The sequence below is a fragment of the Microcoleus sp. B4-C1 genome (genome assembly GCF_036705285.1).
Lineage (GTDB): Bacteria > Cyanobacteriota > Cyanobacteriia > Cyanobacteriales > Microcoleaceae > Microcoleus.
Window position 1 is genome coordinate 26,259 of the sequence record NZ_JAUBUC010000047.1, and the last position, 13,488, is coordinate 39,746.

The window sequence follows — 13,488 nt, forward strand, 5'->3', positions numbered from 1 at the left end:
CCTACTGTGAAATTTCCGCCCGGTTCAATATAGCCAACTACTAGCGAAGATTGGACGCGGCTGTCAAAATTTGCTTATGTCAGTTCTGTTTCTAACTGTTGGGCATTTGATTCATTTTTACTTACAAAAATTGTGATAAGTTTTCTAATTTTTTTGTTTTTATCGGCAATCATGTCGTTAATTAAAAGCTCTATAAATGGCTTAGGGGTTGGCAGATAACTGCCCATCGTTTGAATTTTTACTTATGTTTGATTTCCCTCTAAATCTGTCAAAGTCAAGCTAGATTAGCTTTCGGGAAGTTTATTAATAGTTTGATTCGGGTGCTGGAAGCGCAACCATTTAACAACTGCTGCCTCTGTTACGGCTACAGATTCATGCAGCCGATCGACAAAAGCATAGAAAGCCTAATTATCATCTCGGTGAGCAAGTACGTAAGCTCGCAATTCCTTTCTGCTCATAGTTTGAAAATTAGGTCGGTTCATCAGAGTATCTCCATGGCCCGTTAGGATAAATCTCTATTTCGATAGTTTCACCAGCCAAAATGTAGAGGTTATATTATGTCCGGTACCATCTGAGATGTTGCACCATTCGTGTGAAGTAGGGGCGGGTTCACCAATAGCTTTAAAAGTTGCAGACAGGTTAAATAAACCCGCCCCTACCCACCCAAAAACTTATTGACTGCCGGTGCAACATCTCAGGTAGCATGGGAATTGTCGCCAGCGAGGGCGGGTTTATGAGATTGTAGATTATGGGCAATTATTATTGGTGAACCCGCCCCTACAGAGTTATGTTTTTTACTTCCCTTAACAAGGGCAACTGTAGATTTCCACACACTAATTCTGCACAATTCCACTGTCGCAGATACTCACAAACTTCAGAAATAATCGCATTTGCTGCATCTAAATTTCTGGCTTGGGAAGCATGATAGTGCGCTCTGATTAGGGGCTGAATATCCTCGATATTTTGCCATTCCGATTCCGGTTTGAGCGGAATGCTGATATAATATTTATAGGCTTGGCTGTGGGCGGTACGGAGATTTTCAGCGTTTTGACTTAGCAGGTACTCGCCCTTTTCTCGGACTAGCGGATGCAACTGATAGGAATCGCGTTGGCGATCGTAATATAGTAATTGTCGGCGCTTGAGTGCCTGAATAATATTTTCTTTAAGTTCATACTTGCTAACTTCTGGCATTTGAGCGCTAATCCCTGCAAAAGATAGCGGATATTCTGAGGTTTGATAGACAGAAATTCGGCTGAGACAATTTTGCTCGCCGTCGCTGATACGGGCTATCATTTCATCGATCGCGCTTTCAATATCTCGAATCAGCAACCAGTCTCTCTGGTGCAGAAAAATCCCGACATTTCCCTGAAACTCGGTATCATCTCGAATCAAGGCTGCGACGAGTTGTAAGGCTTTGGGATGTCCTGAATAGCGATCGCCCATTTCGGCTAATTCCTCTGCATTTGCAGTCAGATTGAAAGATTGCAATAGGGAAATTGCAGCATCTCGATCCAATCCGTTTAGCTGGATTTCGCGGGTGAGTGTTGACGGCAATTCGGCTAAGCTTTCGCGACTGGTGAAAATAATTTTGCTTTGATGTTCTGTTTCTAATAGTTGTTTGAATAACCAAGCATATTCTGCACAATCGTCTGCGAAATAACCAGCGGCTTTGGCTTCTCCTGCTTTCAAAAGTGTGTCGGCGCGATCGAATACGAGCAAGCAAGGTTTTTCTCTGAGGATTTTCAGCAGATTTTCGGTTTTTTTGCCGCAGTCATTTTGAGCGTTGGCGGCGGCGGTAATGTCGCCGTTGGAGCAGGGTAAGCTCATCTAATTTGGTATAAATTGTACTTAACAATGAGTCAAATAAGTGAGATAACAACAAGGCCACCCAATAAAATATTTCGGAATACATTTATTGAAATAAAGCGGGGTGGATAAAATCTTTCAATCGAGGTTTCTCCTGAGTGTTGTGTAACACAAGAGCAATTAAACCAAGAACAATCCCAATCTCCGGTTTCACCAGCATCCCCGTGAATTATAGCCCTTACGACCAAAATAGCGATCGCCCTTAATTCATCCGCGTCCCTCCCCGTTCATCTGCGGTTCCTAAAAAGTGCGATCGCCCTTACGACCAAAAGTGCGATCGTCCTTAAAATCCGAATAAACAAACAACATCTAATTTGTTATAATTGAGTAAAACTCAACCAACCGATTTTTACTCAATTATATAATAGCTGAAAGATATGTTTGGGAGTATGAAAAACTTAATCAGCACAGATCCACAAGGACACCTCAGTTTAAACCTCGAACCCAAGTCAACAGAATATCGCGTTCTCGTCAACGAAGCCGGACAAATTTTATTAGACCCAATAGCCAACATACCCGATCGCCCTTCATCTGGTTCTGAGATATCGCTGTTAAAATAGAAGCATCATTCCCTCCCAACTCATCTCACCATAAAAGTGTATGAAAATAGAAGACTATCCACTGGCTAAAGAATTGATATTCGATGCCGAGGGCAACATCAGTCAAGTTATTCTAGATTATACCGACTATCAGTATTTCCTAGAAGCGATGGAAGATAGAGGACTTCTATTGGCTATGGGCGCAGTAAAAAATGAAACCCCCTTAAATTTACAGCAAGCACTTGCCGAACTCGAAACAGAATGAAAGTCGAATATCTACCCAGTTTTTTAAAGGATTTAAAAGCTCTTAAAAGTACGCCTGTCTTTCAGCAAATCAAGGATTTTGCTTTTGCAGAAATTCCGAATAGTAATGATTTACAGACAATTGTTAACTTAAAAAAATTGAAAGGCGATGATAATGCGTATCGGCTTCGGGTTGGCGACTATCGAATAGGTTTTTATTTTGATGGCGAAACTGTTACTTTTGCAAGGGTGCTGCACCGGAAAGATATTTATCGCTACTTTCCACCATAAAGCTGTTTTCACTCTGACAGAAGGTTTTGGGCAACTTGTCCTTGTCCTTTAAAGTAGTAGATTAATGTGTTTGTATCGAAAATATACATCTAAAAGCTCTCCCGCAAGATGTCTTCCCCCGACTCAGCACGAATCTCTTCCAGAGTAGGAAAGTCTTCTGCCCATGTTCCAGCTAGGGAATAAACCAATTCTGTCCAAGGAGTTAAAGCATCTACTGTGTCGGTGGATTGGTTCCCATTCAGGTACTTGGCACGAATAAACTGTGCGAAAGTGAGAATTTCGCTAGCTTGATTTTGGGGAAGAGTTTTTACGATCGCATAAATCTGTTCAATAACAGTCATAATCTGATTATAGATAAAGAGCAGTTCAGTTTTATTTTAGCAATTATAATCGGTTTACTTCCACAGGCGATCGCCCTTGACGACAAAAAGCGCGATCGCCTTAAATAAATTCAACGTGCTTGTACATAGATTCATCAGTTTGAAACTCCCATACTTTCACAAGGGCCAATACAATTTCCCCGATACTTCGTCGCCCTTGGTGACAATAAATAATTCCTGCGTGTTCCGCCCCTCTACGATGAATCCTCAAAAAATCAGCATCGTAAGTAAATATTACCCGACCTTGAACTAGAGCAAAAGCCACCTGTTCTTCATCCGATGCACCTAAAAGCCCCACTTCTGGTGTCGTTGTCACATCTATACTTCTACGTCTTAAACCATCAGCAATTGCACTCTCAACGCTTTCATCCAAATGAAACCGAACTTTCTCTGTCATTTTTTCTATCTCTATCGGGGCATCTTAGAGGGAATTTCAGCCTGCATTTCCTTCACTAAATCTTCATCTTCCTGCATTTGCTGCCTGATTTCCTGAAAATGATCGTGATAATAAGCCAAAGCTGAATACACATCAGATAGCGTAATTATTGGATGCCGGGAGACAATTTCATCAGGAGAAAGCCCCATCTGTTCGTGCCAAACAACGATATCCTGTACTCTAATTCGATGTCCCGCAATACGCGGTCTACCGCCACATATACCTGGACTAATTTCAATATGTTCAGATATTACTACTTCCATAAGTTATTTTCCCGATCGTATTGATTGGTACTGTCTTTAACCATTACTTTAACACAAGATATCAAGTCGCTGCAATCAAAACATCGATCGGGCCGATTCATCTAAATGAAAGCGGATGCGTTCACTCACCTCTAATTTCGCTCAGCTTTTCCTGCAAACGAGAGGGTAGACTCTTGCGCTTCAACTCTTCGATCAAAAAATCTGATTCAGCAGTGCGGCGGTCAATTTCTTCTCGATTATCGTAATAGTAAGTCATTGCCGCATGAACCGATGCCGGTGACAAATTATAGTCCCTAGCGATTTCTTCTATCGACTCTCCCATCTTAAGATACATCTGGGCGATGTGTGCTACAGAAATTCGATGGCCCGCAATGCGTGGTTTACCACCAAGCACTCCCGGTGTAATTTCAATATACTTTGTGATGACTGATTGCTTAGACATAAAGCGCGAACGGCTCTTATTTGCTAATTTTTAGAGCTATTTAATCTTAGCACAAACAGACTTAGGGCGAGATCCCTTTCTCCATCCGCGTTCATCTGCGGCTCAAAAAAGTTGACTCACTGCGCCAAAACTTCCCTAACTCTTTCCCGAAACAAACGCACAGCCGCCCTTTGTCCAATACTTTTACTTTGCTCTATCAAACCCGGAATTTCGGCGATCGACAAAAATGGAAAAGCCAAACTATTCTCCCTCTCCTCATAACTTCCCTCAACCAAGTGATAGACTTGAAGACATTGATTTCGATATCTCCAGATTTCAGGAACCCCCAGAGCAGCATAAATTGAGAACTTATTCAACGAAGAACTCGTGTAGTCTGATTCGACTACCAAATCCGGTGGCGGATCGGCGGGTAAATTAATTTCCTCTTTATCTCTAACTAAAGATTCATTTTGAATGTAAAAACAAGTGTCCGGTTCAATAGCACGAGTTAAATCTTCCCGTTCCAGAGTCAACGCACCGAGGCTCATAGCTTCAATTTCTAACTCATCTGCTAAAGCTCCAATAAATAGTTCAAGCATGACTTTAGGTCTTTCATGTTTAGGTAATGGCATTCTAATTTCTAAAACTCCTTCAGCATAAGCAATTCTCCACGCTCTACCGTCGCCGACATCAGACATTATCGCTTTAAATGTTAGCCACTTAATGCCTGTCAAAGTAATTAGTTTTTCCTCGCTACTTTGTTGAGGAGAAGTCAATGTGGTTGTTACCATCTGAGGTACGATTAGTTAAGCTTTTATTGATTTTAACACGCCCTTCTATCATCTGCATCCACTGTGGCACAATGGATAGGTTCAAAAAAGAGCGATCGCCCTTAATCCAAAAAGTGCGATCGCCCCTTTCAATTTCTAACCAGAAATCACCTCACTCAAAAGATGAGCCTGAGAACCCTCCAGACGTGGCCCATGAATCTGCACCACCCTAGAAGCCAAGAAATTGCCCCAGCGAGCCGCTTGTGTAGAACTTAAACCGTTAGTAATTCCAAACAAAACACCCCCCGCAAAAGCATCACCAGCACCCACAGTATCGATCGCCTTTACCGGAAATCCAGCCACATCAACAATCTGTTTGTTCTCCACCACCATGCAGCCTTTATCCCCATTCGTGATAAAAGCCAAATCAGAAATCTCGCTCATTTTCCGAGCGCACTCTTCCAGAGATTCCTCCTTAAAAAAGCTCCGAACTTCATCAGCATTGCAAAAAATTACATCGCAATATTCCGAAACCACCTTGTGAAAATCATCAGCAAATCGATCGACTAAAAAGCCATCCGAAAAAGTAAAAGCCACCTTCACGCCCAGACGCTTAGACTGTTCCATCGTCTCAATGCTAGCCTTTCTCGGATCGGGAGCATCCCAAAGATAGCCCTCAACATAACTGTACTTGCAGTGAGCCAGTCGATCGACATCAATATCAGTCGCCGCCAGAGTAGTAGAAACCCCCAGATTAGTACACATCGTGCGTTCCGCATCCGGCGTAGTCAGCACAACACAAGTACCCGTGGGCTCATGCGACTCAGCAGCAGGATGCACGTTAAAATCAATCCCCGCCGCCAGCAAATCTTGCCGGTAAAATTCGCCGTTAGTATCCTTAGCAACCTTCCCCGAATAATACGCTTTACCGCCGCTCTGAGCCAAACCAATCATCGTATTTGCCGCCGAACCGCCCGATCGCATTTGCAGCGAATTGTGCTCTAAATCATGCAAAATCCCCCCCTGCGTTTCCGAATTCATCAGCGTCATCCCGCCGCGATTCAGCCCGTGGCCGAGTACAAATTCATCTTCTACCAATGCTAGGATGTCTACCAGGGCATTTCCCACGCCAAACACATCCACGGAACCAGATTCTTGATTATTTTCTGTCATCGCTGCTTTTTTTTACACTAACTATCAACTCTATAATAAATCGGATTAAAGTCAACATCCCCACTCCCAATCTAAAGTCCCCAACTGAAAATCTAAAATTCACAATCCAAAATCCCCAATCTAAAATCTAAAATCCAAAATCTAAAATCGCTATGACTTGTCTCCCACCTCTGATTCAGCAAATGTTGCAGCCCGGTTTTTACCCGCACGGGGTGACAGAACCAGTGCAGCTAATTCAGACTCACGCTTCCTTTGTCCTGCTGACAGGAGATTATACTTACAAAATCAAGAAACCAGTTAATTTTGGCTTTTTGGACTATTCAACATTGGAGAAAAGGCACCATTTCTGCAACGAAGAATTGCTGCTGAACCGACGCACGGCACCGGAAATTTATCTAGAAGTTTTGCCAATTGTTCAAATTGGGGATTCGTTTCAATTTGGTAGCAACTTGCCTGCTAGAACTCCGGCTGAAGTTGCTGTAGAATACGCACTTAAAATGCTGGAGTTTCCTCAAGATTCGCTGTTGCTCAGTTTGTTGGAGCGCGGACTGTTGACTGAGCAACTTATGGCAGACTTAGGGCGGGAAGTTGCCAAGTTTCACAGCACGGCAATTAGTAATAGCTACATTCGCACCTTTGGCGAAGTCAGTCAGATTCGCACAGCAATAGACAACAATTACCTGATTTCGCAAAAATATATCGGCGGGCCGCAGACTCAGGCACAATTTCAGGAAACTAAAGATTATACTGATGCGTTTTTTGCGGAAAATCAAGAGTTATTTAACCTGCGGATTGCCAAGAATAAAATTCGCGAGTGCCACGGAGATTTGCACTTGCGGAATATAGCATTGTGGCCAGATAAAATATTGCTGTTCGACTGCATTGAATTTAACGAGCCTTTTCGCTTTGTTGATGTCATGTACGATGTGGCTTTTACAGTAATGGATTTGGAATCGCGGGGGCGCAGAGACTTGGGCAATGCTTTTCTCAATACTTACATCGAACAAACAGGGGATTGGGAAGGACTGCAACTGTTACCTCTGTATTTGAGCCGTCAAGCTTATGTTAGAGCAAAAGTAACTTCGTTAATGTTGGACGATTCTGCTATTTCAACTGCCCAAAAAGCAGAGATTTCACAGACAGCAGCTCATTACTATAAACTGGCTTGGCAATACACAAAACCGCACCGGGGAAAGTTAACTTTGATGTCTGGTTTATCGGGTTCTGGCAAGAGTACAGCAGCTCGATATTTGGCTCGCCACACTGGGGCAATTCACATTCGATCAGATGCGGTTCGCAAACATTTAGGCGGAATTTCTTTAAATGAACGCGGGGGGCCAGATTTGTACTCGGATGAAATGACGGCACAGACTTATGGTAGATTGTTAAAGTTGGGGATAATTTTGGCTGACCGAGGTTGGGATGTGATTTTAGATGCAAAGTTCGATCGCCAAAACTGGAGAACCGATGCGATGAATCAGGCTCAATCCCACGGCTTACCCTTGCAAATCATTTACTGCACCGCACCACTTGAAGTATTGCGAGAACGACTGCAACAGCGCCGGGGCGATATTGCCGACGCGACGGCAGAATTATTGAACTCGCAGCAAGCAGCTTTTGAACCTTTTACAGAATTAGAGCAAATTTCTGTAAACATTATAGATACCCTACAAGACTTAGAGGTACAATTAAACTTGATTTGTGGGGAGTAGTTGCAGTTCGATCGCCCTTGGCAATCTTACTTATCTGCTAATATTGTAAATATCTTTCTGTTTTATTACAAAAAAAAGTTGCAGCTCATGCCAAAATTTACCGGAGACTCCAAGGGGTTTAGCCCCGCGCTGATATGGTTTGTGTTGTTTACCGTTGGGTTTCGCTTAGTAGGATCTACGCTGCCCCTGAGTCTTGCCCTTGGTGTCATTGGTGGGGTGGCTGCAGGTTTAATTGTCGCTTGGTGGCACAACGAATTACTACTCAACCCGAATATAAATTCCAAGGACAAAACCTCGGATGCTATCCTCAATAAAGAAGTAGTGCAAACGGACGCCCATAAATATAGCAAAACCTCTAGGGGTGATGCTGCTACATTTTTTGGCTGGTTATCTGGGCCAGAGGATCGTCGCTAGCTTTAGTCATTAGTCATTAGTTAACAGTTAACAGTCACTAATGTCCAATGCCCAATGCCCAATTCCCAATGCCAATTTCCAATTGAATGTTTGTATTTCTATCGAAACTCTTGCCGCTGTTTATTTATCCTTTGGGGTTGAGTTGCCTGTTAATGATGGCGGCTTTAATCACACTTTGGAAGCGTCCGAAATGGGCGGCGGCGCCAATTGCTGCGGCTCTAATTATTTTACTGCTCGGAAGTAGCGGTTGGGTTTCAAAATCGTTAGTTCGATCGCTCGAATGGCAAAACTTACCAACCGCCGAACTCCCCCAAGCTGAAGCGATTATCGTCTTGGGCGGCGGTGTCAAAGCAGCTTTACCTCCCCGTCCTTGGGTTGAATTAGCGGAAGCGGGCGATCGAATAATCTACGGTTCCCGACTTTACAAACAAAGCAAAGCTCCGCTGCTCATTCTCAGCGGCGGTAGAGTAGATTGGAAAGGTGGCGGGCCTCCCGAATCGGCAGACATGGCAGAAATTGCCCAAACAATGGGCGTACCGGCATCAGCAATTCTGCAAGACCCCGATTCACACAACACCTATCAAAATGCCGTCAACGTGCGGAAAATTTTAGATGCTAAAGCTATAAAAGGGCCGGTTTTGCTAGTGACATCGGCGATGCACATGACTCGATCGCTCTTAATTTTCCAGCGTCAGGGAATAAAAGCAATTGCCGCACCAACAGACTTCCAGATCACGCAGCAGGATATCGCAGCATCCCAAAGCAATTGGCAAGCAGTCGCCTTGGATTTATTGCCGGACACCTATCAGTTAAACCAGTCAACTAAAGCTTTGAAAGAATACATCGGCTTAATCGTTTATCGGCTGCGGGGATGGCTTTAACAGAATTTTAGATGTGGGATTTGGGATTTGAGATTGAAGAATTTAAACAAATATCAAATCCGGTTGCATCCCAATTATAGGGGCGGGGCGGGTTTATATAATTTGTCTATACTTATCAAATATCTGGGCGAACCGGCCCCTACAAAACTTCATCAGATAAGATTCCAAATCAAACGGATACGATCTAAAATCTAAAATCTAAAATCTAAAATCCAAAATTGATTGAGTGTGTTAGCTTAAAGTCATTACAGCCAATATTAGCCACCGTCGCCCCCAAACAATCATGCTGCCCCACGAGTTGCAAAACATTGCCCCCGAACCGACTCCCGCGGCCGAAATTTTTCAGAGACACCAAATTGTCCGCGAGTTTTACGATGAAATTAAGTACCGTCAAGAACTAGAACTTCACTGCCAGTGGTATTACGCTACAGCCAAGCAGCATCAGCAGGAATTGCAGAAAATGCAGGGAGATTTGAATATCTTCGGTTGGTTTAACCGGGGACGGTCGAAAAATTAAGGGTTAAATAAAAAAGATGGTTGGTAGTAAGGACTTTAGTTCAGCCGATCGACTAAAAGCCATAGAAAAAACTGAAGTCCTCACTACAAACTGTACAACAGCTATATGACTCCCGCCCAAAAGCGGATACTTGCTTTCCGACAGAAGTCGCGATCAGCGCAAAATTTTAGACTCTAGTTCAAGCTTCCAGATTCCTCTTTGGAGTAAATCTAAAATCTAAAATCTAAAATCTAAAATCGACTGACGGGATTTGATATTGTCTTTGGGCTACGGCTTCACCTTGTGAGACAGCTAGACTTCCGAAGATATCAATTCCACCTCATCCTCTTTCAGGTGAGCTCGAAATTTTTTGTCAAATTGTACTAGAACCGGCCAATTAGCACTGACAGGTCGGCCGTGCCATTCGTGAACGATCGCCACGACTTCTCCTTCCATGCCCTTAATATCAAATGGTTGACTGCGATTTTCAGGGTGGTGGTAGACAACAACAGAGTTTTTAATGCAAACGCGATCGCCAACTTTCATAAATTTAAACTTAGTGTTCTTTCTTCCAAACTATACAAAGCGTGCAAGTGTAGAACACCTGTACGCTTTGGCGACAGTCTTTTTATCTTCCCACACAAGTAGAGCGAAAACTCAAAGAAACTTGCCGATGTTCTGTCTGTGCTTCGATCGCCCGCCGCGATTCCGGGAAGCCTCCATGCCGATCGATCCTCGGTTGAACCAGCAGGCCCGATCGGCCTTTAAAGCTCGATCGGGCGGATTCTCAAGGGCGGGAATTGATTTGGTTGGCTAATCGAGAAACGATTAACTTAACTGATTTAACCAACACTCAACATCAACAGCCAAGGTTTGACCCAACTCCAGCAACTGCCGGATCGAAGACAAGTCCCAGCCGCCGCCTGAACGCGCAATCTCCAAGGCAACAGCAGCCACCGCATTTTCGCCCGCCGAGGCCTCTTGCCGCTGCAGCCAGCCCAAACACAGAGGCACAATTTGACTGTACAGAGAATCGAAATACAGTTCCTGGGATTTGTCCAGACACAAACCCAGACTCAGCCGATCGCCCACAGCAATCAAACGCTCGATCGTGCGGATCTCAGCTTCCAACTGGACAGGCGAGCGATCTTCCACACCCGATCCTGCTTGCAGCAGCCTGTCTAGCGATCGCCAAACCATCTTTTCCAAAATTTCCTTGACTTCGGGAACGTTCAACCGACAGCGGAGATGGCCGGCTTCAGTGGCGATCGCCTCAATTTCGGCCAGCAGCGGTTCCACATCCTCCGTTTCCACTTCCAGGGCCTTGGCCGCCGTCAAACAGCGGTGTCCCAAAGCCACCTCAGCAGCCACCTGCAACTCTACCGGCACCGGCAACTCGTCGCGGTGGAACGCCATCATCACCCCGTAATTTTCGCGGTAAACCTGAGTGTAAAGCTGATCCAACCGAGTCAAATTTTCCTGACTCAGCAACTGCACGATCCGGTGGCGTTCCTCAGCGAATAAATCCCGCAAGCTAAAGGACTGATCCCCAAACAGCCGCACCATTTCCAGAATGGCGTGGGCTGCCGAAGCTTCTTGCATAACTCCAAACAACCGCTCTTTGAGCATAGTGTAAGACCGGCGGCTGCCAAAAGGCTGAATACAGCAGTGGAAGTCCCAGCCGCCGAGGTGCAACGCAGCAAACACAAAAACCTCTGTTTCCCGCGTAATTTCCGAGGTTAACTGCAATTGACCCACAGCCAGAGTCATCGAGCCCATGCGCTGAATTTGGAAATCTTCCTGCTGGGCCTGATAGCAGTAAACTCGCTGTTCGCGGGGATATTTGGCAAACAGAGAACTGATCGCGTAGTGGGCGGCCACCTGTTTGAGACTAATTTGGGCTGTTACCACGAGTTTGCGGTAAACTTCGGCCCCTGTTTGGAAATACTCAACGTTGCTGGGTACGAGGGCTAGTTGAGCGACAAAATCCTTTTCTAGCTGGATACCCGTAACTTCCCCCGCCAATTCGAGCGCCCGGGCCGCGTAGCGCAGAATTTGCACGCCTTCTGGCCGCGAGATTTCTTCAAAAAACCAGCCGCAGCTAGTGAACATTAACAGGGTGTGGCGCTGCATTTCCAGCAGTCGCAGGGCGTCCACCTGTTCTCCGGCATCGAGGGGGCGCACTTGATGGCGTTGGAGGAAACTGTCAACATTACTGGGCGATCGATCCCGGATCACCTCAATATATTCATCTCTGGCTTTCCAGGGATCGCACAACAGCTTGCGCCCTGCTTCTTCGTAAATCGGAATCAGTCGATCGCGCAGCCAATTGAGAGTATCCCGCAGAGGGCGGCGCCATTTGAGGTGCCATCCGCCGCCACCACCGCAGCCGCAATCATCTTGCCAGCGATCGACCCCGTGAGAGCAACTCCAGGCCGTCACGGGTTTGAGTTCCACTTCCCAAGCGCTCGGATTTTGACTTAAATAATGAGCAAAATTCGTCACCGTCCAGCCTCGGCGGGGAAACTCTTCTGTGAAGGCGTAGGCGAGGCATTTTTCCGTACTGTGTTTGTGGTGGCCGAAAGTTTCACCGTCCGTCGCCACGCAGATTAATTGAGCCGGTCGGTGGTCTCCCCGCACTGCTTGACCCAAGCGCCCGACCAAGTGGTGGCTGCTGCTGAGAACGTCATTGAAGCCCATATCCCGCGAGATCGGGCCGTCGTAGAAAAAGATATCAATGTAGGGAGTGTTGGCAGGTGGGGCTTCGGAATTTTGGGAGTGCTGGCGGCCAAAATAGTGAGTGCTCAGCGGCGAGAGTTGGTGGTCAGCCATCAACCGCATTTCCGGCTTCAAATAGCAGCGGTACGGGCGAGTCGGATCGATTTGACCCCCGCCGACTTCGTGCCATTCGGAATTATGCCCATGTTCCCCTTCGTGGTTTTGCCCGATTAGCGGGCGGCAGCGTTCGGCTTGGGAGGGGGCTAAGACAATGAAGCGGATGCCTTCAGCGACTAAAACTTCGAGGGTGGCGTAGTCTACGGCGGTTTCGGCGAGCCACATTCCTTCGGGATCGCGATCGAACCGGGAGCGAAAATCTGCGATCCCCCAGCGAATTTGGGTATATTTGTCTCGCTCGTTAGCGAGGGGCATGATGATGTGATTGTACACTTGGGCGATCGCGTTGCCGTGACCGTTGAGCCGCTGACAGCTTTTGCGATCGGCTTCCAGAATCCGCTGGTAGACTTCCGCGTCGTAGCGTTCGAGCCAGCTCATCAGGGTCGGCCCGATGTTGAAGCTCATATACTCGTAGTTATTGACGATCCCCGCCACTTCGCCCCGATCGTTGAGTATGCGGGCAAAGGCGTTCGGGCGGTAGCACTCGATGTCAATGCGTTCGTTCCAGTCGTGGGCTGGAGAGGCGCTGGCTTGGCGTTCGATCGCGTCCAGGTAAGGGTTTTCCCGGGGTGGCTGGTAAAAGTGACCGTGAACCGTCACGCACACCCCAGTTGCAGTCGCCGCACTGCTTTGGGTTGCAGCCGTTACGGTTGGCGAAGACAAAGGCAGCACATCGGATTGAGTAGTAGAAATCGAAACCATGCGATC

At 46.0% G+C, this 13,488-nt stretch carries 19 protein-coding genes and 1 pseudogene; 8 read left to right on the plus strand and 12 right to left on the minus strand.

What is annotated here, in order from left to right; genetic code table 11:
- Positions 1 to 74: 74 nt before the first annotated feature.
- The 4 genes and pseudogenes from QUB26_RS18850 to QUB26_RS18855 all read right to left on the minus strand — a co-directional run bounded on the left by QUB26_RS18850 (position 75) and on the right by QUB26_RS18855 (position 1,827).
- Positions 75 to 227, minus strand: a complete 153-nt coding sequence (locus tag QUB26_RS18850; RefSeq protein WP_333319203.1) for a hypothetical protein — start codon at positions 225 to 227, stop codon at positions 75 to 77.
- 177 nt (positions 228 to 404) lie between these two features.
- Positions 405 to 482, minus strand: coding sequence for a DUF6887 family protein (locus QUB26_RS32035; protein ID WP_445299621.1), 78 nt, complete (start codon positions 480 to 482; stop codon positions 405 to 407).
- Positions 469 to 549, minus strand: a pseudogene (locus QUB26_RS32040) (DUF6888 family protein); the annotation flags it as partial. The pseudogene QUB26_RS32040 and the gene QUB26_RS32035, both read right to left, overlap by 14 nt.
- A gap of 228 nt (positions 550 to 777) precedes the next feature.
- Positions 778 to 1,827, minus strand: a complete 1,050-nt coding sequence (locus QUB26_RS18855) for a hypothetical protein (protein WP_333319205.1) — start codon at positions 1,825 to 1,827, stop codon at positions 778 to 780.
- A gap of 428 nt (positions 1,828 to 2,255) precedes the next feature.
- Here QUB26_RS18855 and QUB26_RS18860 point away from each other — a divergent pair, with 428 nt between their 5' ends.
- Genes QUB26_RS18860 through QUB26_RS18870 form a run of 3 tightly spaced genes read left to right on the plus strand, consistent with a single transcriptional unit; the run spans position 2,256 to position 2,939 of the window.
- Complete coding sequence (locus tag QUB26_RS18860; RefSeq protein WP_333244668.1) at positions 2,256 to 2,426, plus strand: hypothetical protein; 171 nt, start codon at positions 2,256 to 2,258, stop codon at positions 2,424 to 2,426.
- A 40-nt stretch (positions 2,427 to 2,466) separates the two neighbouring features.
- A complete protein-coding gene (locus QUB26_RS18865; RefSeq protein WP_333244664.1) occupies positions 2,467 to 2,670 on the plus strand; it encodes a hypothetical protein in 204 nt (67 codons plus the stop codon).
- Entirely contained in the window at positions 2,667 to 2,939 is a 273-nt protein-coding gene (locus QUB26_RS18870; protein WP_333244661.1) for a type II toxin-antitoxin system RelE family toxin, read from the plus strand. Before QUB26_RS18865 ends, QUB26_RS18870 begins: the two co-directional genes overlap by 4 nt.
- Positions 2,940 to 3,028: 89 nt before the next feature.
- Here the strand turns inward: QUB26_RS18870 and QUB26_RS18875 are convergent, their stop codons facing one another.
- The 6 genes from QUB26_RS18875 to QUB26_RS18900 all read right to left on the minus strand — a co-directional run bounded on the left by QUB26_RS18875 (position 3,029) and on the right by QUB26_RS18900 (position 6,382).
- Positions 3,029 to 3,280, minus strand: coding sequence for a DUF2281 domain-containing protein (locus QUB26_RS18875; RefSeq protein ID WP_333244658.1), 252 nt, complete (start codon positions 3,278 to 3,280; stop codon positions 3,029 to 3,031).
- Between the two features lie 100 nt (positions 3,281 to 3,380).
- Positions 3,381 to 3,716, minus strand: coding sequence for a DUF5615 family PIN-like protein (locus QUB26_RS18880; protein ID WP_333244655.1), 336 nt, complete (start codon positions 3,714 to 3,716; stop codon positions 3,381 to 3,383).
- An 11-nt stretch (positions 3,717 to 3,727) separates the two neighbouring features.
- Entirely contained in the window at positions 3,728 to 4,018 is a 291-nt protein-coding gene (locus QUB26_RS18885; protein ID WP_333244652.1) for a DUF433 domain-containing protein, read from the minus strand.
- Between the two features lie 121 nt (positions 4,019 to 4,139).
- Complete coding sequence (locus QUB26_RS18890) at positions 4,140 to 4,460, minus strand: DUF433 domain-containing protein (RefSeq protein ID WP_333244649.1); 321 nt, start codon at positions 4,458 to 4,460, stop codon at positions 4,140 to 4,142.
- Between the two features lie 116 nt (positions 4,461 to 4,576).
- Entirely contained in the window at positions 4,577 to 5,230 is a 654-nt protein-coding gene (locus tag QUB26_RS18895; RefSeq protein WP_333244646.1) for a Uma2 family endonuclease, read from the minus strand.
- A gap of 135 nt (positions 5,231 to 5,365) precedes the next feature.
- Positions 5,366 to 6,382 carry an adenosine kinase gene (locus QUB26_RS18900; protein ID WP_333244643.1) on the minus strand — a complete coding sequence of 339 codons (1,017 nt, stop codon included), beginning with the start codon at positions 6,380 to 6,382 and terminating at the stop codon, positions 5,366 to 5,368.
- Between the two features lie 152 nt (positions 6,383 to 6,534).
- On the opposite strand from QUB26_RS18900, the gene QUB26_RS18905 reads away from it, so the two are divergent.
- The 4 genes from QUB26_RS18905 (at position 6,535) to QUB26_RS18920 (ending at position 9,906) form a co-directional block, all read left to right on the plus strand.
- On the plus strand, positions 6,535 to 8,094 hold the full coding sequence (locus QUB26_RS18905) for an AAA family ATPase (protein ID WP_333244639.1): 1,560 nt from the start codon (positions 6,535 to 6,537) through the stop codon (positions 8,092 to 8,094).
- 87 nt (positions 8,095 to 8,181) lie between these two features.
- Positions 8,182 to 8,508: a hypothetical protein gene (locus QUB26_RS18910; RefSeq protein ID WP_333244637.1), complete on the plus strand. Its 327-nt coding sequence runs from the start codon at positions 8,182 to 8,184 to the stop codon at positions 8,506 to 8,508.
- Between the two features lie 86 nt (positions 8,509 to 8,594).
- On the plus strand, positions 8,595 to 9,389 hold the full coding sequence (locus QUB26_RS18915) for a YdcF family protein (RefSeq protein ID WP_333244634.1): 795 nt from the start codon (positions 8,595 to 8,597) through the stop codon (positions 9,387 to 9,389).
- Between the two features lie 283 nt (positions 9,390 to 9,672).
- Entirely contained in the window at positions 9,673 to 9,906 is a 234-nt protein-coding gene (locus QUB26_RS18920) for a hypothetical protein (protein WP_333047608.1), read from the plus strand.
- A gap of 291 nt (positions 9,907 to 10,197) precedes the next feature.
- On the opposite strand, the gene QUB26_RS18925 is transcribed toward QUB26_RS18920, so the two are convergent.
- On the minus strand, positions 10,198 to 10,431 hold the full coding sequence (locus tag QUB26_RS18925) for a ferredoxin-thioredoxin reductase variable chain (RefSeq protein ID WP_242722517.1): 234 nt from the start codon (positions 10,429 to 10,431) through the stop codon (positions 10,198 to 10,200).
- Positions 10,432 to 10,444: 13 nt separating this feature from the next.
- Between QUB26_RS18925 and QUB26_RS18930 the strand changes: the two genes are divergently transcribed.
- Positions 10,445 to 10,702, plus strand: coding sequence for a hypothetical protein (locus QUB26_RS18930; RefSeq protein ID WP_333244631.1), 258 nt, complete (start codon positions 10,445 to 10,447; stop codon positions 10,700 to 10,702).
- Between the two features lie 11 nt (positions 10,703 to 10,713).
- On the opposite strand, the gene QUB26_RS18935 is transcribed toward QUB26_RS18930, so the two are convergent.
- Entirely contained in the window at positions 10,714 to 13,482 is a 2,769-nt protein-coding gene (locus QUB26_RS18935; RefSeq protein WP_333319208.1) for a DUF3536 domain-containing protein, read from the minus strand.
- Between the last annotated feature and the right edge of the window lie 6 nt (positions 13,483 to 13,488).

Coding starts and splice junctions, on each gene's coding strand:
- QUB26_RS18850 (WP_333319203.1), bottom strand. CDS start 227: ATGGGCAGTTATCTGCCAACCCCTAAGCCATTTATAGAGCTTTTAATT.
- QUB26_RS32035 (WP_445299621.1), bottom strand. CDS start 482: ATGAACCGACCTAATTTTCAAACTATGAGCAGAAAGGAATTGCGAGCT.
- QUB26_RS18855 (WP_333319205.1), bottom strand. CDS start 1,827: ATGAGCTTACCCTGCTCCAACGGCGACATTACCGCCGCCGCCAACGCT.
- QUB26_RS18860 (WP_333244668.1), top strand. CDS start 2,256: ATGAAAAACTTAATCAGCACAGATCCACAAGGACACCTCAGTTTAAAC.
- QUB26_RS18865 (WP_333244664.1), top strand. CDS start 2,467: ATGAAAATAGAAGACTATCCACTGGCTAAAGAATTGATATTCGATGCC.
- QUB26_RS18870 (WP_333244661.1), top strand. CDS start 2,667: ATGAAAGTCGAATATCTACCCAGTTTTTTAAAGGATTTAAAAGCTCTT.
- QUB26_RS18875 (WP_333244658.1), bottom strand. CDS start 3,280: ATGACTGTTATTGAACAGATTTATGCGATCGTAAAAACTCTTCCCCAA.
- QUB26_RS18880 (WP_333244655.1), bottom strand. CDS start 3,716: ATGACAGAGAAAGTTCGGTTTCATTTGGATGAAAGCGTTGAGAGTGCA.
- QUB26_RS18885 (WP_333244652.1), bottom strand. CDS start 4,018: ATGGAAGTAGTAATATCTGAACATATTGAAATTAGTCCAGGTATATGT.
- QUB26_RS18890 (WP_333244649.1), bottom strand. CDS start 4,460: ATGTCTAAGCAATCAGTCATCACAAAGTATATTGAAATTACACCGGGA.
- QUB26_RS18895 (WP_333244646.1), bottom strand. CDS start 5,230: ATGGTAACAACCACATTGACTTCTCCTCAACAAAGTAGCGAGGAAAAA.
- QUB26_RS18900 (WP_333244643.1), bottom strand. CDS start 6,382: ATGACAGAAAATAATCAAGAATCTGGTTCCGTGGATGTGTTTGGCGTG.
- QUB26_RS18905 (WP_333244639.1), top strand. CDS start 6,535: ATGACTTGTCTCCCACCTCTGATTCAGCAAATGTTGCAGCCCGGTTTT.
- QUB26_RS18910 (WP_333244637.1), top strand. CDS start 8,182: ATGCCAAAATTTACCGGAGACTCCAAGGGGTTTAGCCCCGCGCTGATA.
- QUB26_RS18915 (WP_333244634.1), top strand. CDS start 8,595: ATGTTTGTATTTCTATCGAAACTCTTGCCGCTGTTTATTTATCCTTTG.
- QUB26_RS18920 (WP_333047608.1), top strand. CDS start 9,673: ATGCTGCCCCACGAGTTGCAAAACATTGCCCCCGAACCGACTCCCGCG.
- QUB26_RS18925 (WP_242722517.1), bottom strand. CDS start 10,431: ATGAAAGTTGGCGATCGCGTTTGCATTAAAAACTCTGTTGTTGTCTAC.
- QUB26_RS18935 (WP_333319208.1), bottom strand. CDS start 13,482: ATGGTTTCGATTTCTACTACTCAATCCGATGTGCTGCCTTTGTCTTCG.